18 protein-coding genes, 2 tRNA genes and 1 pseudogene are annotated in these 22,229 nt (G+C 69.1%); 8 read left to right on the top strand and 13 right to left on the bottom strand.

Translation table 11 applies throughout. The features are described 5' to 3' along the window. The first annotated feature begins 84 nt into the window (after positions 1-84). Positions 85-786 carry a DUF5324 family protein gene (locus tag ACZ3I3_RS00250; protein WP_467361297.1) on the top strand — a complete coding sequence of 234 codons (702 nt, stop codon included), beginning with the start codon at positions 85-87 and terminating at the stop codon, positions 784-786. A 166-nt stretch (positions 787-952) separates the two neighbouring features. On the opposite strand, the gene ACZ3I3_RS00245 is transcribed toward ACZ3I3_RS00250, so the two are convergent. Beyond that, positions 953-1,025 (bottom strand) — tRNA-Ala (locus ACZ3I3_RS00245). Between the two features lie 183 nt (positions 1,026-1,208). Between ACZ3I3_RS00245 and ACZ3I3_RS00240 the strand changes: the two genes are divergently transcribed. Further along, the gene (locus tag ACZ3I3_RS00240; protein WP_243380052.1) at positions 1,209-1,757 is read left to right on the top strand and encodes a helix-turn-helix domain-containing protein; all 549 of its coding nucleotides are present in this window, start codon (positions 1,209-1,211) and stop codon (positions 1,755-1,757) included. Between the two features lie 251 nt (positions 1,758-2,008). Next, complete coding sequence (locus tag ACZ3I3_RS00235) at positions 2,009-3,583, top strand: serine/threonine-protein kinase (protein ID WP_467361295.1); 1,575 nt, start codon at positions 2,009-2,011, stop codon at positions 3,581-3,583. A 22-nt stretch (positions 3,584-3,605) separates the two neighbouring features. Here ACZ3I3_RS00235 and ACZ3I3_RS00230 read toward each other — a convergent pair whose 3' ends face one another. Then, positions 3,606-4,901 (bottom strand): hypothetical protein, encoded by a 1,296-nt coding sequence (locus tag ACZ3I3_RS00230; protein WP_467361294.1) that lies wholly within the window; start codon positions 4,899-4,901, stop codon positions 3,606-3,608. 254 nt (positions 4,902-5,155) lie between these two features. Further along, positions 5,156-5,284 carry a DLW-39 family protein gene (locus ACZ3I3_RS00225; RefSeq protein WP_003999697.1) on the bottom strand — a complete coding sequence of 43 codons (129 nt, stop codon included), beginning with the start codon at positions 5,282-5,284 and terminating at the stop codon, positions 5,156-5,158. Positions 5,285-5,621: 337 nt separating this feature from the next. On the opposite strand from ACZ3I3_RS00225, the gene ACZ3I3_RS00220 reads away from it, so the two are divergent. Continuing rightward, positions 5,622-5,999 carry a DUF6344 domain-containing protein gene (locus tag ACZ3I3_RS00220; RefSeq protein ID WP_467361292.1) on the top strand — a complete coding sequence of 126 codons (378 nt, stop codon included), beginning with the start codon at positions 5,622-5,624 and terminating at the stop codon, positions 5,997-5,999. A gap of 76 nt (positions 6,000-6,075) precedes the next feature. On the opposite strand, the pseudogene ACZ3I3_RS00215 reads toward ACZ3I3_RS00220, so the two are convergent. The 10 genes and pseudogenes from ACZ3I3_RS00215 to dnaA all read right to left on the bottom strand — a co-directional run. Then, positions 6,076-6,312, bottom strand: a pseudogene (locus tag ACZ3I3_RS00215) (DUF1330 domain-containing protein); the annotation flags it as partial. Between the two features lie 64 nt (positions 6,313-6,376). After that, a tRNA-Ile gene (locus tag ACZ3I3_RS00210) sits at positions 6,377-6,453 on the bottom strand. A 108-nt stretch (positions 6,454-6,561) separates the two neighbouring features. Further along, positions 6,562-7,374 carry a DUF3566 domain-containing protein gene (locus tag ACZ3I3_RS00205; RefSeq protein WP_467361291.1) on the bottom strand — a complete coding sequence of 271 codons (813 nt, stop codon included), beginning with the start codon at positions 7,372-7,374 and terminating at the stop codon, positions 6,562-6,564. An 18-nt stretch (positions 7,375-7,392) separates the two neighbouring features. Continuing rightward, positions 7,393-9,987: a DNA gyrase subunit A gene (gene gyrA, locus ACZ3I3_RS00200; protein WP_467361290.1), complete on the bottom strand. Its 2,595-nt coding sequence runs from the start codon at positions 9,985-9,987 to the stop codon at positions 7,393-7,395. Positions 9,988-10,029: 42 nt separating this feature from the next. Next, the gene (gyrB, locus tag ACZ3I3_RS00195; protein WP_467361289.1) at positions 10,030-12,102 is read right to left on the bottom strand and encodes a DNA topoisomerase (ATP-hydrolyzing) subunit B; all 2,073 of its coding nucleotides are present in this window, start codon (positions 12,100-12,102) and stop codon (positions 10,030-10,032) included. A gap of 508 nt (positions 12,103-12,610) precedes the next feature. Next, the gene (locus tag ACZ3I3_RS00190) at positions 12,611-13,201 is read right to left on the bottom strand and encodes a DciA family protein (protein WP_467361288.1); all 591 of its coding nucleotides are present in this window, start codon (positions 13,199-13,201) and stop codon (positions 12,611-12,613) included. Continuing rightward, positions 13,198-14,319, bottom strand: coding sequence for a DNA replication/repair protein RecF (recF, locus tag ACZ3I3_RS00185; RefSeq protein WP_467361286.1), 1,122 nt, complete (start codon positions 14,317-14,319; stop codon positions 13,198-13,200). The genes ACZ3I3_RS00190 and recF overlap by 4 nt, the downstream gene beginning before the upstream one ends. Before the next feature lie 31 nt (positions 14,320-14,350). Beyond that, positions 14,351-15,226: a phosphogluconate dehydrogenase (NAD(+)-dependent, decarboxylating) gene (gene gnd / locus ACZ3I3_RS00180; RefSeq protein ID WP_467361284.1), complete on the bottom strand. Its 876-nt coding sequence runs from the start codon at positions 15,224-15,226 to the stop codon at positions 14,351-14,353. Between the two features lie 255 nt (positions 15,227-15,481). Beyond that, positions 15,482-16,612, bottom strand: a complete 1,131-nt coding sequence (dnaN, locus tag ACZ3I3_RS00175) for a DNA polymerase III subunit beta (RefSeq protein WP_086560490.1) — start codon at positions 16,610-16,612, stop codon at positions 15,482-15,484. A 948-nt stretch (positions 16,613-17,560) separates the two neighbouring features. Then, positions 17,561-19,645 carry a chromosomal replication initiator protein DnaA gene (dnaA, locus tag ACZ3I3_RS00170; protein WP_467361283.1) on the bottom strand — a complete coding sequence of 695 codons (2,085 nt, stop codon included), beginning with the start codon at positions 19,643-19,645 and terminating at the stop codon, positions 17,561-17,563. A gap of 404 nt (positions 19,646-20,049) precedes the next feature. On the opposite strand from dnaA, the gene rpmH reads away from it, so the two are divergent. The 4 genes from rpmH to yidC are packed head-to-tail and all read left to right on the top strand — an operon-like array spanning position 20,050 to position 22,229. Next, positions 20,050-20,187, top strand: a complete 138-nt coding sequence (gene rpmH / locus ACZ3I3_RS00165) for a 50S ribosomal protein L34 (RefSeq protein ID WP_018846094.1) — start codon at positions 20,050-20,052, stop codon at positions 20,185-20,187. A 21-nt stretch (positions 20,188-20,208) separates the two neighbouring features. Continuing rightward, entirely contained in the window at positions 20,209-20,580 is a 372-nt protein-coding gene (gene rnpA / locus ACZ3I3_RS00160) for a ribonuclease P protein component (RefSeq protein ID WP_082319883.1), read from the top strand. Continuing rightward, a complete protein-coding gene (gene yidD, locus ACZ3I3_RS00155) occupies positions 20,577-20,951 on the top strand; it encodes a membrane protein insertion efficiency factor YidD (protein ID WP_356928059.1) in 375 nt (124 codons plus the stop codon). The genes rnpA and yidD overlap by 4 nt, the downstream gene beginning before the upstream one ends. Positions 20,952-20,954: 3 nt before the next feature. Beyond that, positions 20,955-22,229: a membrane protein insertase YidC gene (yidC, locus tag ACZ3I3_RS00150; RefSeq protein WP_467361281.1), complete on the top strand. Its 1,275-nt coding sequence runs from the start codon at positions 20,955-20,957 to the stop codon at positions 22,227-22,229.

Below are 22,229 nucleotides of genomic sequence, written 5' to 3'. Positions count from 1 at the left end.
GCATGCCTGGCGGTGCACCGGGAGGCATGATCCGTAAAAGGGTGGAAAGTCGAAATACCGTACGCCACCGAGGAGGAGGAACCCGTGACCCGCATCGACAGCGTGCGCGCCGCGACTGGTTCGGCGAAGGACAGCGTGCTGCACGCCGCGGAAGTGGTGGCGCCCTACGCCGACACGGCCAAGGACAGGGCCGCGCACTACGCACACGAGGCACGCGTACGGCTAGCGCCCAAGGTGACGCAGGCCGCCGGACAGGCGCGCGTCCAGTACGGCGCCCATGTGCAGCCGTATCTGGAGCAGGCCCGCACGCATGTGCCGCCGAAGGTCGACCAGGCCGCCCACGAGGCCGCCGTCCGCACGCGCAAGGCCGCCCGGCAGGCGGCGGAGTACTCCAGGCCGAGGCTCGAGCAGGCGATGGCCGCGGCCGTGCCCGTCACGAGCGAGGCCGCCGCCCGGAGTGTGGCCGCGATGGCCGCGCTGCGCGGTCAGGTCTCGTCGAAGGAGGTCCAGAAGCTGATCCGCAGGCAGGAACGGCGGGCGAGGGCCGGCCGGGCCATGAAGACGCTGGTCGTTCTGGGCGCCCTCGCGGGCGGTGCCTTCGCGGCGTGGAAGTGGTGGGACAAGCAGGCCAACCCGGACTGGCTGGTGGAGCCGCCCGCCGCGACGGAGGTTCCCGAGTCGGGCCGTCTGTCCTCCGTGGACGGCAGTGGCCAGTCCGTTCTGGACCCGGAGGTCGAGGCGAAGCAGGCCGAGGACGAGGCCGCCAAGCCCGACGACCGTTCCTGACGGCCGCCGGATCCAACAGCGCGGCGGGGGGGGGGGGGGGGGGGGGGGGGGCGGGGGGGGGGGGGGGGGCCCCCCCCCCCCCCCCCCCCCCCCCCCCCGCCGCGCTGTTTCACGTGAAACAAAAGCCCCCCGAGCCGCGTTTCCGCAGTTCGGAGGGGGTTGAGAGTGGAGCCTAGGGGAGTCGAACCCCTGACATCTGCCATGCAAAGACAGCGCTCTACCAACTGAGCTAAGGCCCCTGAAGAGGAACGTCCGCCCGGAGAAAATCCTGTCCCGGCGGGCGTCGGAGACCAGAGTACCGGGTCACCCCCATGATTCCGCAAAAGGATTGGGGGTCCCCGTCGCCGACCACTCTCCGTAAGATGCTCGGCGTGGTTCGCTACCGCGAACCGCCGTACTTGGGGAAGCGATGGGGAGACGCAATGGACGCCGCACAGCAGGAAGCCACCGCAAGAGCGCGGGAACTGCAGCGGAACTGGTACGGGGAGCCGCTGGGGGCGCTCTTCCGTAGGCTCATCGACGATCTTGGTCTCAACCAGGCTCGTCTCGCGGGGGTCCTGGGACTGTCCGCACCGATGTTGTCGCAGCTCATGAGCGGCCAGCGGGCGAAGATCGGCAACCCCGCTGTGGTGCAGCGGGTGCAGCTGCTGCAGGACCTGGCGGGGCAGGTCGCGGACGGCAGCGTGAGCGCGGCCGAGGCCACGGAGCGCATGGAGGAGATCAAGAAGTCACAGGGGGGCTCGGTGCTCAGCAACACCACGCAGACGACGAGCAGTTCGGGGGCGCCCACGGTCAAGCGGGTCGTCCGGGAGATCCAGTCGCTGCTGCGCTCGGTCGCGGCGGCGGGTGACATCATCGACGCCGCGGAGACGCTCGCCCCCACCCACCCGGAACTGGCCGAGTTCCTCCGGGTGTACGGTGCCGGCCGCACGTCGGACGCGGTCGCGCACTACCAGTCCCACCAGAACTGACCCCGTCGCCCGGCCGCCGAAGGGGGTTCGGCACCGGGCTTCGGGTGAGGTGACGGGGGCTGCGTCACGGTACGGGCGGACACGAGGGGGCGTGGGCCGTACGGGGGACCGTTCGACGCGAGGGTGACGTGTATCGCTCATCGGGGGAGTCATGGGGGGCGCAGGGAGCCGTTTCGCCCGTCGGGGAGTCGTCACGCCCGTCGAGGGGGAAGCAAGGGGGGAGACCACAGGGGGAGGAGCGACGTACAGCCATGGGTGAGGTGTTCGCCGGCCGGTACGAACTGGTCGATCCGATCGGGCGTGGAGGGGTCGGCGCCGTCTGGCGTGCCTGGGACCACCGCCGCCGCCGCTATGTGGCCGCCAAGGTCCTGCTCCAGAGCGACGCGCACTCGCTGCTGCGTTTCGTCCGGGAACAGGCACTGCGGATCGACCATCCCCATGTGCTCGCCCCGACCAGCTGGGCCGCCGACGACGACAAGGTCCTGTTCACCATGGACCTGGTCGCGGGGGGCTCACTGGTCCACCTCGTCGGGGACTACGGGCCCCTGCCGCCGGCCTTCGTCTGCACGCTGCTCGACCAGCTGCTCGCGGGCCTGGCCGCGGTCCATGCGGAGGACGTGGTGCACCGCGACGTCAAACCCGCCAACATCCTGCTGGAGGCCACCGGCACGGGCCGGCCGCGGCTGCGGCTGTCCGACTTCGGCATCGCGATGCGGCTGGGCGAGCCCCGCCTGACCGAGACCAACCTCGTGGTGGGGACGCCCGGTTATCTCGCGCCCGAGCAGATGCTGGGCGCGGAGCCGGACTTCCCCGCCGACCTGTTCGCCGTGGGCCTGGTCGCGCTGTATCTGCTGGAGGGCGCCAAGCCGGACAGCAAGGCGCTCATCCAGTACTTCGCCGAGCACGGGACTCCCGGTGCGCCCAAGGGCATCCCGGAGCCGCTGTGGCAGGTGGTGGCCATGCTGCTCCAGCCGGACCCGCAGGCCCGCTTCCGTACGGCCACGGGGGCGCGCAAGGCGCTCGCCGCCGCCGCAGAGCTCCTGCCCGAGCCCGGCCCGGACGACGAACTGATCGAGATCTTCGACCAACTCGGCCCGCTGCCCCCGGGGTTCGCGCCGGACGGCCCGCTGGAGAGAGCGCGGGGCCTGCCGCCGAGAGAGGGAGAACCGGTCGGCCCGGCGACGAACGAGGAGCGGTACCGTCCGGCTGACGAGCAGCGGTCCCGGCAGGACTCCCGGGCCCCCTCGGGAACGGGCGCGTCGGCGTCACGGCAGGGCCCGGGCGCAGCGGCCGTACAGCCCGGCCCCGGCCAGGACACCGTCCCGCCGGCCACTCCCGCCCAGCCGCCCTCGATGTCGGACACCGGCAGCTTCCACCTGCCGCCGCCGCAGGCCACGGGCACCGGCTCCCCCACGCCGGGCCACGACGCACAGGCACAGGCACAGGCACAGGGGCCAGCAGAAGCACAGGTACAGGCACAGGCCTCATCCCAGCACGCCCTCTACTCCCCCTACGACCCCACACACCCCTTGTCCCCGTCGCAGCCGGCGCCTCCCGCATACCCGCACCACGCGGGCTATCCCAGTCAGCCGCTGCCCCCGGCGACCCAGCAGCCCACCCACACCTCCACAGCCCCGTACACGACGCAGACCCCGACCCCGCAAGCCCCGCCGCCCGGACAAGGGACTCCGCCCGGCCAGGGCACTTCACGGCACCGGGCACACCGTCCCCGCCGCCCCGGCCCGCCGGCCAAGGTGGCGGTCCCGCTCCTGATCCTCGCCCTGGCCTGCTACGCCGTGGGGTTCTGGGCCCTGACCCGCATCTGAACCCTCCTGGACCTCGGGGCGCTCACCCGGCGCTCCTGCGCCGAGCCACCACGGTCCACAGCCCGAGCCCCACCAGCAGCGCGCTCCCGGTGCCGATGCCGCCCACGGCGACGACCCGCATCGCGGTGTCGTCACCCCCGGCCACGCCTTCGGCCGCGGCCTCCCGGTCCTCGTCCGAGACCTCGAAGACGCCCTTCGGCTCGGACTCCCCCACGTAGTCGGGCCCGCTGCGCGGCTGACCGCTCACCCGGACCCGCAGCGTCATCGGGAACGGCCCGTCCCCGAAGCTGTCGGCGACGCTCTCCGCGAGGTGCGCGACGAGGTAGTAGGAGCCGGCGAAGCGCATCGCACCGACCTGGTTGACGACGGCGTAGCGGTTGGCGTGGTCGACCGGCGGCAGGGGAGGCAGGCTGCCGGACTTCTGGCCGCCGTTGTAGCCGACGCCCACGTCGGCTACGGGGCCGCGCGCCGGGTTGTACAGGGTCAGGTCCAGCGCGTCGGGCGTGTAGCCGGTGCCGCCGGAGGCCGTGCTGCCCAGGTCGGCGGTGACGTGGAGCTGCTGGCCCCAGTCGACCGGCACCTCGTAGAAGAGGGTCTGGCCGGGCCGGATGTCGTCCCGCCAGACTCCCTGGTCCAGCGGGGTCGCCCCGGCGAACCCGGCACCGCCCCGGCGGTCCTCTGCCTCCTCCTGGAGCGGCTGGGGCGAGGCGGAGTTCCACACCTCGGGTGCGCTGGTCGGCCCGGTCTTGTCCGTCCGGGGCTCCGTCATGGCGACTAGTTCCAGGTCCCAGGAGTCGGGCGAGGAGCCCTCGCCCTTCGGGTCGGCTCGCTCGACGGACACGTAGTAGTTCCCGGCCTCCCGGCACAGCGGCTTGGTGGGCGAGATCTCGCGCCGGCCCCACGCCGCGATCGGGTGCGGGCTGCGGGCGGCGCCGAAACTCGCGGTGTCGCTGGAGCAGGGGGTGCCGTCGTCGTCCTCCACGGACACCCTGATCCCGTCGATGACGGAGACGGTGCTGCCGGGGGAGGGGACGGCGGTGACGGAGACGTACGCGTTCGACGTGGCGTCCAGCCGGAGGCGGTAGCTGACCTTGCCGCTGCTCGGGAGGGAGCTCTTGTAAGTCGTGCCGGGCGTCAGCGCCACGGCGTCGGCGGTGCTCCTCGCCCCCTCGATGCTCCGGGCGTCATCGGCGAAGGCGTACAAGCTCGGCGACTGCGCCGTACCGGACGCCCCGGCGGCGGCCAGGGCGGTCTGTCCGGGCACCACGGCAGCCGTCGTCCCCAGCACCACCGCCACGGCGCCCAGACGCACGACCACCGACGGACGCCGGCCGCGACGACCGCGCCACACACCCGCTCGCCCCCACGCCGCACGCCCCCAAGCCGTACGACACCGTCCCCTCACGCGCCACCCCTCACGTCACCGGACCGCAGAACCGCCGTGCATCGTCGAATCGTGGAACCGTGGGCCATCCTGCCCCGCAGCCGCGCCCCTCGCCCCACCGTCGGCCCAAACACACGAAACCCCGACCGCGAAGCGGCCGGGGTGTACTCGCTTTGGGATGTCGTGACTCACGAACCCGTGGGCACGGAGTCAGTCGCCTCCGTCCACAGATCCTGCTCGGCGCGATCCGCCTGGATCTGGCGGTACACGAGGAGCCCGCCGATGGCGGCCAGTGCGACCAGGAGAAGCTTCTTCACCGCGCGACCTCGTCTTTCCTTGACGTAGGGGACCTCTGGCGCCCGACTATACACACCGACCGATACCGATCGGTGACCTGAGTCGGACCTCAACTCCCGCCCGGGAAACCGCGATAGAAGCGGAGTCCAGCGATCCGGCCGGAGAGTGATCACACGCCGACGGACGGTTACTTCGACCGCTCTTCTCCTCCTTCCTCAGCTTTTCGCCCCTCTTGCGTCCATCCGGGTGGTGTTCATCTGAACATCGACGCGCCACGGGCGTCGGTCCACCACTTCTCGCCCCTCATACACATCATGAGGAAAGTACGCAAATCGCCCAACCCGAAAGTGAGGGGTTATGGCCCGGAACAAGGTCATGAAGCTGTGGACCGCCATCGTCACCGCCTTCCTCGCGCTGTGCACGGCGCTCGGATTCGTCACCACGACCGCCGCGGCTGCGGTACCGCAGGCCGAGCAGAAGCGCAACAGCGCGCTCATCCCGCAGCAGCGGACGGCACCGGCGGCGACCGCCCCCTGGTCCTTGCCCCACGCCAAGGCCCTGCCCCCCACGATGAAGCAGCGCATCCACGCCGAGGCCCACGGAAAGTCCCCCAGCTGCCGCCACCGCCCGCTCGCGGACACGACGGCGTCACCCACCTCCGACTGCACCGACGACGACACCGACGCCGACGGTGACGGCGACCCGGCGGACCATCTCACTCCACTGCAGCGCTGATATCACCGGAACTTCCCGGCGACGCGCGTACAGGCCCGGCGGCTCTCAGGAGCCACCGGGCCTTCTTCGACGGTGATCAGAGTTTCCCCGCACGCTCACGCGGGTCGTACCCAGGACCGACGCCCTCGACCAGCACAACGTCCCCGTCGATGTGGTCGGTCCGCAGCCGCAGGATCTCCTGATACGCGGGGGACGCGTACCAGGCGCGGGCCTCGGCCAGGCCGGGGAACTCGATCAGCACCATGCTGCCCGGCCAGCTCCCCTCCACCACCTCGGTCGGCGGGCCGTGGATCAGGAAACGGCCGTGGAACGGGCCGACTGGTGTCCGCCGTAGACGCAAAAGACCCCCGGCCCAAATGGACCGGGGGTCTTTTCGCTGGTGGGGCTAACAGGATTTGAACCTGTGGCCTCATCCTTATCAGGGATGCGCTCTAACCAACTGAGCTATAGCCCCGCCGCGCTCTGCGGTGTGTGTCCCGCGCGCTGACCCCTGAAGATTAGCGCACGACATGGGCAGTCCCAAAATCGGTTGTCGGGACACCGACATCCGCCGCCGGGAGAGCTACTCGTCCTCGGCGAGCGTCAGCTCCACACCGCCCACGAAGCCCGCGGACAGGTTGTAGATGAACGCGCCGAGCGTCGCGAGGGCCGTCGCCAGGACGACGTCGATGACCGCGATGACCGACGTGAACATCAGGACGTTGGGCAGCGACAGGAAGGCCTGGAGGTCGAAGCCGTTCGACTCGTTGGAGCCGGTCGCCTCGGAGATCGTGCCGCCGACGGTGGAGAAGACGCCCATCGCGTCCATCACCATCCACAGCACGGCTGCTGCCACGATCGTGCAGATGCCCAGGGCGATGGAGAGCAGGAAGCTGACCTTCATCACCGACCACGGGTCGGCCTTGGCCACCCGCAGGCGGGCCTTGCGGACACGCGGCGTGGTGCGCGCACCGGTGCGCGGACGCCGTACGGCAGCGGCGGCAGCACCGGCTCCGGCACCGGCCGCCGCCGGCTGCGCCGGGTAGGCCTGCGGCGGGTGGTACGGCCCCGCCTGCTGCTGTGCCTGCCGTTCCCCCGGCAGGGGGGAGGCCGCCTGCGCGGCGCCCTTCTCCTGCGCGGCCGGCTCGGGCTGCCGCTGGGCGCCGGAGGCGGACGGGCCCGCTCCAGCGTTCTGCTGGGTCTGCGGACCTCTGGTGTCCGTCACAGTTCCCCCCTGTGATTCATGCCTGTCAGACGAGTCCTTGGTCGGGGACTTGATCGCCTTCAGGTTGGTCGTGTGCGGGTCCGCCGCACGCGCGGCGGAGCCACGGCCGCCGTCGTCCGTGTCCGTACCCTTCGGGGTTCCGGTCGGTCCGGCGCCCGTGGCTCCGCTCACGCTGACTCACTCCTCGTGCTACTCGGCCGAGGGCGCCTCACCCTCGTCCGTGCCGGTGGTCGCGGCTCCTTCGGCGGTCTCGTCGACGACCACGTCGCCGTCGACCTCTTCCGCCTCGCGTCCCGCCTCGGCGTTGCGTGCGATGCCGACGACGGCATCGCGCTTGCCCAGATTGATCAGTTGGACGCCCATGGTGTCACGGCCGGTTTCCCTGATCTCGTTGACTCGCGTACGAATCACACCGCCGCCCAGCGTGATGGCGAGGATCTCGTCGGTCTCCTCGACCACCAGCGCGCCGACGAGAGATCCGCGGTCCTCCACGATCTTGGCGGCCTTGATGCCGAGGCCGCCGCGACCCTGGACGCGGTACTCGTCGACGTTGGTCCGCTTCGCGTACCCGCCGTCGGTGGCAGTGAACACGAACGTACCGGGTCGAACAACATTCATCGAGAGCAGCTCGTCGCCCTCGCGGAAGCTCATGCCCTTGACACCCGAGGTGGCACGGCCCATGGGGCGCAGAGTTTCGTCCGAGGCGGTGAACCTGATCGACTGTGCCTTTTTGCTGATCAGAAGCAGATCGTCGTCCGACGAGACGAGCTCGGCTCCGATCAGTTCGTCGTCCGAACCGTCCTCTTGCGCACGGAGGTTGATCGCGATCACACCGCCGGAACGCGGCGAATCGTAATCCTTCAGAGGCGTCTTCTTCACAAGTCCGGCCTTGGTGGCGAGAACGAGGTAAGGAACCGCCTCGTAGTTGCGGATCGCCAGGATCTCGGCGATCGCCTCGTCGGGCTGGAAGGCGAGCAGGTTCGCGACGTGCTGGCCGCGCGCGTCCCGGCCGGCGTCGGGCAGCTCGTAGCCCTTGACGCGGTAGACGCGGCCCTTGTTCGTGAAGAACAGCAGCCAGTGGTGCGTCGTGGACACGAAGAAGTGGTCGACGATGTCGTCTTCCTTGAGCTTCGTGCCGCGGACGCCCTTGCCGCCGCGCTTCTGGGCACGGTAGTCGTCGGTCTTGGTGCGCTTGATGTAGCCGCCCCGGGTGACCGTGACGACGATGTCCTCCTCGGCGATCAGGTCCTCGATGGACATGTCGCCCTCGTACGGGATCAGCTTGGTCTTGCGGTCGTCGCCGTACTTCTCGACGATCGCGGCCAGCTCGGCGCTGACGATGCCCCGCTGACGGACCGGGGAGGCCAGGATCTCGTTGTACTCGGTGATCTTCGCCTGGAGCTCGTCGTGCTCCTGGACGATCTTCTGGCGCTCCAGAGCGGCCAGTCGGCGCAGCTGCATCTCGAGGATGGCGTTGGCCTGGATCTCGTCGATCTCCAGGAGGCTCATCAGGCCCCCGCGCGCGATCTCGACGGTGTCGCTGCGCCGGATCAGCGCGATGACCTCGTCGATGGCGTCCAGGGCCTTCAGCAGACCGCGCAGGATGTGCGCCCGCTCCTCGGCCTTGCGCAGGCGGAACTTGGTGCGGCGGACGATGACCTCGATCTGGTGCGTCACCCAGTGACGGATGAACGCGTCGAGCGAGAGCGTGCGCGGCACGCCGTCCACCAGCGCCAGCATGTTGGCGCCGAAGTTCGTCTGGAGGTCGGTGTGCTTGTACAGGTTGTTCAGCACGACCTTGGCGACCGCATCCCGCTTCAGCACGATGACCAGGCGCTGGCCGGTGCGGGAGGACGTCTCGTCGCGGACGTCCGCGATGCCGCCGACCTTGCCGTCCTTCACCAGGTCGGCAATCTTCTGGGCGAGGTTGTCCGGGTTGACCTGGTACGGCAGTTCCGTGACCACCAGGCACTGGCGGTTCTGGATCTCCTCGACCTCGATGACCGCGCGCATCGTGATGGAGCCGCGACCCGTGCGGTACGCCTCCTCGATGCCCTTGCGGCCGACGACGAGCGCGCCGGTCGGGAAGTCCGGGCCCTTGATGCGCTCGATCAGCGCGTCCAGGAGCTCCTCGTGCGAGGCCTCGGGGTGGTCCAGGTACCACTGGGCGCCGGCGGCCACCTCGCGCAGGTTGTGCGGCGGGATGTTGGTCGCCATGCCGACCGCGATCCCGGCCGAGCCGTTGATCAGCAGGTTCGGGAAGCGGGCCGGCAGGACGGTCGGCTCCTGGGAGCGGCCGTCGTAGTTGTCCGTGAAGTCGACGGTCTCCTCGTCGATGTCACGGACCATCTCCATCGACAGCGGCGCCATCTTGCACTCGGTGTACCGCATGGCCGCCGCCGGGTCGTTGCCCGGGGAGCCGAAGTTGCCGTTGGAGTCGACGAGCGGCATGCGCATCGACCACGACTGGGCGAGACGCACGAGCGCGTCGTAGATGGAGGAGTCGCCGTGCGGGTGGTAGTTGCCCATGACGTCGCCGACGACGCGGGCGCACTTGTAGAAGCCGCGCTCGGGGCGGTAGCCGCCGTCGTACATGGCGTACAGCACGCGGCGGTGGACGGGCTTGAGGCCGTCGCGGACGTCCGGCAGCGCACGCGAGACGATGACGGACATCGCGTAGTCGAGATACGAGCGCTGCATCTCCGTCTCGAGCCCGACGGGCTCGACGCGCATGGCCAGGGCGTCACCCTCGGGCGTCGTCACGGGAGTGTTCTCGTCGGTCATTGCTGGTGAAGGTCCTTCCTGGTGCGGTCAGCTGAGACCGACTCAGATGTCGAGGAAGCGGACGTCCTTGGCGTTGCGCTGGATGAACGCGCGGCGGGCCTCGACGTCCTCACCCATGAGGACCGAGAACAGGTCGTCGGCCTGGGCGGCGTCGTCGAGGGTGACCTGGCCGAGGACGCGGTGCTCCTGGTCCATGGTCGTGATGCGCAGTTCCTCGGCGTTCATCTCGCCGAGACCCTTGAAGCGCTGCACCGAGTCGTCCCGGATGCGCTTGCCGGCCTGGCGGCCCATCTCGATGAGGGCGTCGCGCTCGCGGTCGGAGTAGGCGTACTCGAAGTCGTCCTTGCCCCACTTGATCTTGTAGAGCGGCGGACGGGAGAGGTACACGTGCCCGGCCTCGACCAGGGGCCGCATGAAGCGGAACAGGAAGGTCAGCAGCAGGGTGTTGATGTGCTGGCCGTCGACGTCGGCGTCCGCCATCAAGATGATCTTGTGGTAGCGGAGCCTCTCGATGTCGAAGTCCTCGTGCACACCCGTGCCGAACGCGGAGATCATCGCCTGGATCTCCTGGTTCTGCAGGATCCGGTCGATGCGCGCCTTCTCGACGTTGAGGATCTTGCCGCGGATCGGGAGGATCGCCTGGTTGTGCGGGTTGCGGCCGGACTTGGCCGAACCGCCGGCGGAGTCACCCTCGACGATGAAGATCTCGCACTTGGTCGGGTCGTTCGACTGGCAGTCGGAGAGCTTGCCCGGCAGCGACGCCGTCTCCAGCAGGCCCTTACGACGGGTCAGGTCGCGGGCCTTGCGGGCCGCCACGCGCGCGGTGGCCGCCGCGATGCCCTTGCGGATGATGTCCGCGGCCTCGTTCGGGTTGCGGTCCAGCCAGTCGTTCAGGTGCTCGTAAACCACCCGCTGGACGAAGGTCTTGACCTCGGTGTTGCCCAGCTTCGTCTTCGTCTGGCCCTCGAACTGGGGCTCGCCCAGCTTGACCGAGATGATCGCGGTCAGACCCTCGCGGATGTCGTCACCGGTGAGGTTGTCGTCCTTCTCCCGCAGCAGCCGCTTGTCGCGCGCGTACTTGTTGATCAGCGAGGTCAGCGCGGCCCGGAAGCCCTCTTCGTGCGTACCGCCCTCGTGGGTGTGGATGATGTTGGCGAAGGAGTACACGCCCTCCGTGTAGCCGCTGTTCCACTGCATGGCGACTTCGAGGGACAGCTGCCTGTCCTTGTCCTCGGCCTCCAGGTCGATGACGGTGGGGTGAACCGCCTCGCCCTTGCGGGAGTTGAGGTACTTCACGAAGTCGACGATGCCGCCCTCGTAGTGGTACTTGACCGACTTGACGTCGGCGGTCTCGTCCGCGCCCGCCTCGTCCGCCCCGGAGGTGGCCTTCGCGGACTCACGCTCGTCGGTGAGGTTGATGCGCAGGCCCTTGTTGAGGAACGCCATCTCCTGGAAGCGCCGCGAGAGCGTCTCGAAGGAGTAGTCCGTGGTCTCGAAGATGTCCGGGTCGGCCCAGAAGGTGACCGAGGTGCCGGTCTCCTCGGTGGCCTCGTGCTTGGCGAGCGGCGCCGTGGGGACGCCCATCTTGTAGTCCTGCGTCCAGCGGTGGCCGTCGGTCTTGACCTCGACGGCGACCTTCGAGGACAGCGCGTTCACGACGGAGACACCCACGCCGTGCAGACCGCCGGAGACCGCGTAACCGCCGCCGCCGAACTTGCCGCCCGCGTGCAGCACGGTCAGCACGACCTCGAGGGCCGGCTTGCCCTCGGAGGCGACGATGCCCACCGGGATGCCACGGCCGTTGTCGACGACCCGGACGCCGCCGTCGGCGAGGACCGTCACGTCGATGGTGTCCGCGTGGCCGGCCAGCGCCTCGTCGACCGAGTTGTCGACGACCTCGTACACGAGGTGGTGCAGTCCTCGCTCACCGGTCGAGCCGATGTACATGCCGGGTCGCTTGCGGACCGCGTCCAGACCCTCGAGGACGGTGATGGCACTGGCGTCGTACGACGCCGTTACGGAGGCCTCGGCGACTCCGGCCGGGGCCTCGGTGGACGGGATGTTCTCGTTGGGGTTGCCGGAATCGGCCACGAAGCGCCCTTTCTGGCACAGCACGAGCCAGGCTCGTCGGCGGGTTGCCGGAGCGGCTGCGGCATGTTGCGTTGGTAAGCCTTGATCAGCGTTGCTCAGCTTTTCCCGGACGGTCCCCACGATTGGGGCGGGATTGCTTCCAGTCTACCGGTAGCACTGACACTGATGGGGGTTTGCCGGTACCTGAGTCCGCATGTGCCGCCCTCAACCGGTCTTCCCCGACTCCCGATATGCGGATGGGGGCTCCAAGAGGCTCACGGAGGCACTCAGCGCTTCCGGCCGTCAACCCTTGGCTACTTCGGAGTCAGGTCGCGATTCGCAACCGTGTGCGGTGGTGCGGAGAGAGGGGCGCCGGGACTCCGGACGGGCCGTCGGCGCCCATTTTTGTGATGTCAGTCACGTGCTGTCGATTGGCGGGAAACAGGGGCCGATCGGGCCCCACAGAGCCCCCGCAGAGCCCCCGCACGGCCCTTGCCGGGCCCTCGGACAGCCCCGGGGAGGGGACCCCGTCAGCTTCGGGACAGGGGCCCCGTCAGCCGTACGTGTCGCCCGGGCCGGTGCTTCCGGGGGCGCGCAACGGACCGTAGCGGCGGTTGGGCCCGCCGGGGCCCTGCACCTTGATCATCTTCACCCTGCCGTGGCCCAGGTCCTCGTTGAGGCGTGCGACCAGGGTCGGAGCGAGCAGCCGGAGGTTCGTCGCCCAGGCCGTGGAGTCGCAGCGCACGGACAGGACGTGCTCGTCCTCGTCGTATCTCTCCGGCACGCAGTGCTTGGCCACGTCCTCGCCGACGATCTGCGGCCAGCGGCCCATCACCCCGCCCACCGCGGCCGGGGCCTCCCAGCCGCGTTCGGTGATCAGCCGGTTGATCGCCGAGCCGAGCGCCATGGGGTCACGGCCGTCGGCGCGCGCGCCGGAGCGCAGACCGCCGCGGCGCGCCTGCTTCTTCTGCTGTGCCGCATCCCCACGCGCGCGTGCGGCGTCCTTGGCGGCACGGAGCGCCACGCGCGCGAGGTCCACGCCGGACGGCTCGGGAGCCCGGGGCCCGGGCGTCTTCCCGGACGGGCTCTCCGGCGTGTTCCCCAGCGTGCCGTCGGGCGTGTTCTCCGGTGTGTTCTCCGTCATACGCGCTCCACCGTCCCCTCGGACACGGCGAACCGCACCCCGGACAGCACATGCGGGACGTCGTCGTCGACCGCGGCCGTCACCAGGACCTGCTCGCCGGGCGCCACGAGCTCGGCGAGGCGCTCTCGGCGGCGGGTGTCCAGCTCGGCGAAGACGTCGTCGAGCACCAGCACCGGCTCGTTGCCCTCGGCTCTGAGCAGGTCGTACGAGGCCAGGCGCAGCGCCAGCGCGTAGGACCAGGACTCGCCATGGGAGGCGTAGCCCTTGGCGGGCAGCTGGCCGAGCTTGAGCAGCAGGTCGTCCCGGTGCGGGCCGACCAGGGTGACGCCCCGCTCGATCTCCTGCTTGCGGGCCTCGGCGAGCGCGGCCATCAGCTGCTCGAACAGGTCATCGCGGGTGTGGGCCTCGCCGGGCGCGGACGGCTTGTACTCCAGGGCGACCGGGCCGCCGCCGGGGGCGAGCTGCTCGTACGCCTTGTCGGCGAGCGGCTGCACGGCGGCGATCAGATCCAGACGCTGGGCGAGCAACTCGGCGCCCGCGCGCGCGAGATGCTGGTCCCAGATGTCGAGCGTCGACATGTCCATGCTGCGGCCGCCGTGCCGACGGGCGAGCGCGGCCGACTTGAGAAGCGTGTTGCGCTGCTTGAGGACCCGGTCGTAGTCGGAGCGGACCCCGGCCATACGCGGGGACCGGGCGGTGATCAGCTCGTCGAGGAAGCGGCGCCGCTCGCCGGGGTCGCCCTTGACCAAGGCGAGATCCTCGGGGGCGAACAGCACGGTCCGTACGATCCCCAGCACGTCACGCGGCTTGACCTGCGAGGACCGATTGATACGGGCCCGGTTGGCGCGCCCCGGGTTCAGCTCCAGCTCGACCAGCTGCTGCCGTTCGCCCTGCCGCACCTGGGCCCGGATGATCGCGCGCTCGGCGCCCATGCGGACCAGGGGGGCGTCGGAGGAGACGCGGTGGCTGCCGAGGGTGGCGAGATAGCCGACGGCCTCGACGAGGTTGGTCTTGCCCTGCCCGTTCGGGCCGACGAAGGCCGTCACCCCCGGGTCGAGCGGGACCTCGACCCGGGGATACGAACGGAAGTCGGCCAGCGACAGATGCGTGACGTGCATGGTCGTTTCGCCGACCTCCCTCGGTGCTCGGTTACTTCTTCTCGACCGCGTGGCCGCCGAACTGGTTCCGCAGCGCCGCGATCATCTTCATCTGGGGCGAGTCCTCCTGGCGGGAGGCGAACCGCGCGAACAGCGACGCAGTGATCGCCGGCAGTGGCACCGCGTGGTCGATGGCGGCTTCCACAGTCCAGCGTCCCTCACCGGAGTCCTGTGCATAACCCCGGAGCTTGTCCAGGTGCTCGTCCTCGTCGAGCGCGTTGACCGCGAGGTCGAGCAGCCAGGAGCGGATGACCGTGCCCTCCTGCCAGGAGCGGAAGACCTCCCGGACGTCGGTCACGGAGTCGACCTTCTCCAGCAGTTCCCAGCCCTCGGCATAAGCCTGCATCATCGCGTACTCGATGCCGTTGTGGACCATCTTCGCGAAGTGGCCCGCGCCGACCTTGCCCGCATGCACCGCGCCGAAGTCGCCCTCCGGCTTGAGGGCGTCGAAGACCGGCTGCACCTTGGCGACGTTCTCCGCGTCGCCGCCGTACATCAGCGCGTAGCCGTTCTCCAGGCCCCAGACGCCGCCGGAGACACCGCAGTCGACGAAGCCGATGCCCTTGGCCGCCAGCTCCTCGGCGTGCTTCTCGTCGTCGGTCCAGCGGGAGTTGCCGCCGTCCACGACGACGTCACCGGGCTCCAGCAGTTCGGCGAGCTCGTCGATGGTGGACTGCGTGGCCTCGCCGGCCGGGACCATCACCCAGACCACACGCGGGCCGCTGAGCTTGCCCACGAGCTCCGGCAGGCTGTGGACATCGGCGAGGTCCGGGTTGCGGTCGTATCCGAAGACGGTGTGGCCCGCGCGGCGGATCCGCTCGCGCATGTTGCCGCCCATCTTGCCGAGGCCGACGAGACCGAGCTCCATCAGTTGTGTTCCTTAGGTTTGCAGGTGTCCGATGTGGCGTTGCGGCACTTTCGTACCGTGCCGAGCCTAAACCCGGACGCTCGCGCACATCTGTGGGCATACGCGCTCAGTCGTAGGCCCTCACCTGCGGGTTTACCCCCAGCCTGTGGACAACCGGTCGGAACTCAGCCGCTGAGCCGCACGGCATGCTGCGATCTTGTGGGGGACGCCCCCCCACACCCCCGGCAGACCTTGCGCCGGAGTCAGATCGCAGGCTCAGCCACTCAGCCGCACCGGCATGATCAGGTACTTGTAGGCCTCGTCCGCCTCGGCGTCCAGCGCCGGCTTGCCGCTGAGCAGCGCGGGCTTCGTGGACGTCGTGAAGGACAGCTGGGCGACCGGGGAGTCGATGGCGCTCAGGCCGTCCAGCAGGAACGTCGGGTTGAAGGCGATCGAGATGTCGTCGCCCTCCAGCTGGGCGTCGACCCTTTCCACAGCCTGTGCGTCGTCACTGGAGCCGGCCTCCAGGATGAGCACGCCCTGCTCGAAGCTGAGGCGCACCGGGGTGTTCCGCTCGGCGACCAGGGCCACACGCTTGACGGCCTCGACGAAGGGGGCGGTCTCGATCACGGCGACGCTGTTGAACTCCGTCGGGAACAGCGTGCGGTACTTCGGGAGGTCGCCCTCCAGGAGGCGGGTCGTCGTACGGCGGCCGGCGCCCTCGAAGCCGATCAGGCCCTCGCCGGAGCCCGAGCCGGACAGCGCCAGGATGACCTGGTCGCCGCTCGTCAGGGCCTTGGCGGTGTCCAGCAGCGTCTTGGCGGGCACCAGGGCGACCGCGGAGGCCTCCGGGTTCTCCGGCTTCCACAGGAACTCACGCACCGCGAAGCGGTAGCGGTCGGTGGACGCCAGCGTGACCGTGTCGCCCTCGATCTCGATGCGGACGCCGGTGAGGACGGGCAGCGTGTCGTCACGGCCGGCCGCGATGGCGACCTGGGCGGCCGCGGAGGCGAAGACCTCGCCGGGGACGGTGCCCGTCGCGTTCGGCATCTGCGGCAGGGCCGGGTACTCCTCCACAGGCAGGGTGTGGAGTGTGAACCGGGAGGAGCCGCAGACCACCGTCGCCCGTACACCGTCTGTGGAGATCTCCACAGGGCGGTTGGGGAGGGCGCGGCAGATGTCCGCGAGGAGGCGGCCGGAGACGAGCACCGTGCCCTCCTCCTCGACCTCGGCCTCCACGGACACCCGCGCGGAGACCTCGTAGTCGAAGCTGGACAGGCTCAGCTGGCCGTCCTCGGCCTTCAGCAGCAGGCCGGCGAGGACAGGCGCCGGCGGACGGGCCGGGAGGCTGCGTGCCGCCCAGGCCACTGCCTCCGCGAGTACGTCGCGTTCCACCCGGATCTTCACTGTTGCCGCCTCCTGCTGTTGCCGGCGCTTCTCGCTCTGCCTGGCCCTCGTCGTCTGTGTCGGTGTCGACGGTCCCTGGGATGGGGAGGACACCGGGGACCAGTCTGACGCACCGCACTGACAGTAGGTGCCTCTCGGGGTCAAGTCGTGACGAGGGGCGGTCGGGCACCGGAGAGCGAGTTGTGCACAGGACCCGCTTCGAAACGAATTCCCAGCTCTCTCTAGTCGGGAGTAGTAGTAGGGCCTGTGGATACCGTGGATAACCACGTTTGCCCAGCTCAGAGCAGGAATTTTGTCCACTGGCCCTGTGGGTGACGGCGGTGGACAACCAGGGGTCTCTGTGGAGAACGGAAAGTTCTGCACACCCCGTGCACAGGGGGAGGCGAGTTCTCCCCAGCGCCGTCCCCAGTTTTACCCAGCTTTCCCACAGCCCAACCCGGCACCTTCGTGTGACGCCTTTCACTCGACCCGGTGAGGAGGCGCGTCATGTTGCCGAACAGTGGACAGCGATGTGGAGAAGCTGGGGATCGCTGGGGACAACCGGCCCCAGCCTGTGGGTTGCCGGTGGACAACTCGATACACAGCCTGTGGATCCCCGCACTGTCCACAGCCTGTGGAGATCGTTCGTCCACGAATCCACATGCCACTGAGCTGCTCTGATGGTCCTTCACTCGAGGCCTCTGTGGACACAGTCTGGACAACTTCCCAGTCCCCAGGGTGTGGACGGGAAAAAGTCACCGAATCTGTGGAGGGCGGCCGTAACCCGGCAGGTATTCGAACAGTCGGCGGCCGACAGCCGGACGACGGTCGGCCTCGGCGTGACGACGGCCGACCTCGGCTGGACGGCGGTCGGCCGCGGTGTGACGACAGTCGGCCGCCCTCATGCCGAAGGGCGCCCCCGGAAACCTGCTCCATGGGGCGCCCTGCGGCGTCGTACGACCGGCCGTGTCAGCCGTTCTTGATGCGGTTGGTCAGCTCGGTGACCTGGTTGTAGATGGAGCGGCGCTCTGCCATCAGATTGCGGATCTTGCGGTCCGCGTGCATGACCGTCGTGTGGTCGCGGCCGCCGAACAGCGCGCCGATCTTCGGCAGCGACAGGTCCGTGAGCTCACGGCACAGGTACATGGCGATCTGCCGGGCGGTGACGAGGGCGCGGCCGCGCGAGGTGCCGCACAGGTCCTCGACGGTCAGCCCGAAGTAGTCCGCCGTCGCGCCCATGATCGCCGTGGACGTGATCTCGGGCGCCGAGTCCTCGCCCCCGGGGATCAGATCCTTGAGGACGATCTCCGTCAGGCCGAGGTCGACCGGCTGCCGGTTGAGCGAGGCGAACGCCGTGACCCGGATCAGCGCGCCCTCCAGCTCGCGGATGTTCCGCGAGATCCGCGACGCGATGAACTCCAGCACCTCCGGCGGCGCGTTCAGCTGCTCCTGCACCGCCTTCTTGCGGAGGATCGCGATCCGCGTCTCCAGCTCGGGCGGCTGCACGTCGGTGATCAGACCCCACTCGAAACGGTTCCGCAGCCGGTCCTCCAGCGTCACCAGCTGCTTCGGCGGCCGGTCGGAGGACAGCACGATCTGCTTGTTGGCGTTGTGGAGCGTGTTGAAGGTGTGGAAGAACTCCTCCTGTGTCGACTCCTTGTCCGCCAGGAACTGGATGTCGTCGACGAGCAGGATGTCCATCTCGCGGTAGCGCTTGCGGAAGCTGTCGCCCTTGCCGTCGCGGATGGAGTTGATGAACTCGTTGGTGAACTCCTCCGAGCTCACGTACCGCACCCGCGTGCCCGGGTAGAGGCTGCGCGCGTAGTGCCCGATCGCGTGCAGCAGGTGCGTCTTGCCGAGCCCGGACTCCCCGTAGATGAACAGAGGGTTGTACGCCTTCGCCGGTGCCTCGGCGACGGCGACCGCGGCCGCGTGCGCGAAGCGGTTGGAGGCGCCGATGACGAACGTGTCGAAGAGGTACTTCGGGTTCAGGCGGGCGGTGGGCTCCCCCGGGCCGGTCGCCGGCGCGGGCTGTGCGGCCAGCGGACCGGGCGCACCGGTCGTGGGCAGGTTCGGGCCGACGGGGCCGCCCCGGTGCACGTGGCCCGAGCCGGCCGGCGGCTCGGGCAGCTCCCGGCGGACCGGGTCGCGCTGGTCGTAGTCGGGGCGGGACCTGTCGTAGTCGGAACGCGGCTGGTCATAGGAGGGGCGCTCCATGGACTGCGGGCGGTAGTCCTGGGACGGGGAGCCGTAGGCGTCCTGGCGAGACGAGCCGTACGAGTCCTGTGAACCATGCGATCCATAGGAGTCCTGCGACCCATGGGATCCCTGTGACTCAGGTGAGCCCTGTGAGCCGCCCTGTGAGCCCTGTGGTCGCTGTGATCCATGTGATCCATAGGGGTCCTGAGACGATCCGTGGGACCCATATGAATCCTGGGACGAACCATGGGACCCATGGGATCCGTACGAGTCCTGGGTGCCGTACGTGTCCTGGTTGGGTGACGCGTACGGGTCACGCTCGGGGAAGCCGAGGCGTTGCTGCTGCCAGCCGTAGTCGTCCTGCGGCGGCCGCGGCCAGGAGCCGGGTTCGGGGCGCTGGTACTCGGACGGGTACGCGGGACGGGCGGAGGGGAGTTGATCTCCGCGCGTAGGCGGGAGCTGGTCGCCCGACGTTCCCGGCAGCTGGTCGGCGCGGTGGCGGCCGTACCCCTCGTAACCGTCGCGATCCTGGCGCGCGGGCGGAAGCTCGGGCTCCTCGTAACGAGACTGGGGACGGGCCGGGGGCGCCGCCGTGGCCGGGGGCTCGCCCGCCGAGTCGTCGACGGTGATGGCGATCCGGATCGGGCGGCCGCACTCGCGGCTCAGGGTCTCGCTGACGACGGGCGCCAGGCGGCCCTCGAGTACGCCCTTCGCGAATTCGTTCGGTACGGCGAGCAGGGCGGTGTCCGCGACCAGTGCGAGCGGCTGGCAGCGCCGGATCCAGTGCTCGTCCTTGGACTCGACGCCCTGGCCGCGGCCCTCCCCGAGGAGCTGCTCCAATACGCGTGGCCACACTGCGGCAAGATCGGCAGGTACGTCAGCCACAGGGCACGCTCTCTCACAGGTCCCACGAACGTGTGGTTCTGGGACGGCTCGGGATGTAAATCGGGTGGGGCAGGGATAAGGGAACGAATCGGAGTTCCGTCACGGTAGTCAGGGCGGCCACTGCGGTTCAAGTTGTTGTCCCCAGCCTGTGGACAAAGGTCTGCGGGCAGCTGCTGGTTTGACCGGATGGCGTAGCCGCGCGTACCGTAACCAGGTCGAGTTGTCGATGGCTGCTGCCGCCTGCCTCCGATGGGCACAGATCATTTGGGTGATCGGTCAGCGGTGCACACGGGCGTAACTGCGAGCTACTCGTGGGCGCACGGTGACAGCCAGGACGGCACCCCGCAACTACCGATTTCTTCTGGAGCCCCCGAGTGAGCAAGCGCACCTTCCAGCCGAACAACCGTCGTCGCGCGAAGACCCACGGCTTCCGCCTGCGGATGCGTACCCGTGCCGGTCGCGCGATTCTCGCGAACCGTCGCAGCAAGGGCCGCGCCAACCTGTCCGCCTGATTCCGATCAGGTCATGACGTCGTGCTGCCCACCGAGAACCGGCTGAGGCGGCGCGAGGACTTCGCGACCGCGGTACGGCGAGGACGTCGGGCTGGACGCCCGCACCTCGTCGTCCACCTTCGTAGCGGTGCCACGGACCCGCATGCGCCTGGGGAGAGCGCTCCCCCGACGCGTGCGGGTTTCGTCGTGAGCAAAGCCGTGGGTGGCGCGGTCGTACGCAACAAAGTCAAGCGCAGGCTTCGCCACCTGATGCGCGACCGAGTCGCCCAGCTGCCCCCCGGTAGCCTGGTAGTGGTACGAGCACTGCCCGGTGCGGGCGACGCCGACCATGCACAGCTGGCCCGAGACCTGGACGCCGCCCTCCAGCGGCTGCTGGGAGGGGGCGCGCGATGAAGTACCCGCTGCTTGCTCTGATCAAGCTCTACCAGTGGACGATCAGCCCGCTGCTCGGGCCGGTCTGCAAGTACTACCCGTCGTGCTCCCACTACGGCTTCACGGCCATCGACCGGCACGGTGCCATCAAGGGAACGGCACTCACGGCCTGGCGCATCCTGCGGTGCAACCCGTGGTCGCTGGGTGGTGTGGACCATGTCCCGCCGCGCAAGCGCCCGCGGTGGCACGAAATGCTGCGTAACGCGTGGCGTGCACGCAAGGGCGGGCCCTCCGCCGCCGACCCGGCCATCGAAGGACAGACTTCTCCCACAAGTCCCCCGAGTCCTTCGAGCCCGGCCGCAGAGACACCGTCCCATGCCCAAGGAGCATGATTAGTGGACACGATTGCCAGCCTCTTCAGCTTCATCACCACACCCGTCTCCTGGGTCATCGTCCAGTTCCACTCGGTGTACGGCGCCATCTTCGGCCCCGACACCGGATGGGCCTGGGGCCTGTCGATCGTGTCCCTGGTGATCCTGATCCGTATCTGCCTGATCCCGCTCTTCGTGAAGCAGATCAAGGCGACCCGGGCCATGCAGACGCTCCAGCCCGAGATGAAGAAGATCCAGGAGCGCTACAAGAACGACAAGCAGCGTCAGTCCGAAGAGATGATGAAGCTGTACAAGGAGACGGGCACCAACCCGCTCTCCTCGTGCCTTCCCATCCTGGCGCAGTCCCCGTTCTTCTTCGCTCTGTACCACGTGCTCAACAGCATCGCGTCGAACGACACCATCGGCGTGATCAACACCAGCCTTCTGGAGAGCGCGCAGAAGGCGCACATCGTCGGTGCGCCTCTGGCGGTGAAGTTCACCGACAGCGCGTCGAAGGTGGAAGCACTCGGTGCCTCCCTGACCGACGTCCGCGTGGTCACCGCCATCATGATCGTCCTGATGTCGGCCTCGCAGTTCTTCACCCAGCGCCAGCTGATGACGAAGAACATCGACACCACGGTGAAGACCCCGTTCATGCAGCAGCAGAAGATGCTGATGTACGTCTTCCCCGTCATGTTCGCCGTCTTCGGCATCAACTTCCCGGTCGGTGTCCTCGTCTACTGGCTGACCACCAACGTGTGGACCATGGGCCAGCAGATGTACGTGATCCACAACAACCCGACCCCGGGTTCCAAGGCTCAGGCCTCGTACCTGGAGCGGCTGCACAAGCACGTCACCGCTCACGGCAAGGTCAGCCGGCGTCGTGACAAGGTCATCGTCAAGGCGATCGTCGCCAAGGGACGCGACCGCAACGAGTTCGAGCGCAAGTTCATCAACGGCCTCAGCAAGGCCGGCCTCGCCGCCCAGGCCGACGGCACCGTGATCAAGAGCGACACCGCTGCCGCTGTCGAGGCCGAGGACGGTACGCCGACCACCGGCACGCCGAAGCGTCAGCAGCCCAAGCGGCAGACCAAGGCACAGCGCCAGTCCGCTGTCGCCAAGGCGGCCGAGGAATCCGAGCAGAAGACGTCGCTCACCAAGTCCGACGCGCCCGAGGACGCCAAGCCCGCCCCCGCTGCCAAGAAGGGCGGCGCGAAGTCCGGCAGCGGTACCCGCAGCAAGGCCCAGTCCGGACAGCGCAAGGGCCCGCAGCGGCCCAAGTCCCCGTCCAAGAAGTAA

Source organism: Streptomyces sp. NPDC016851, from assembly GCF_055562795.1.
This window is presented reverse-complemented; position numbering and strand designations above follow the sequence as displayed.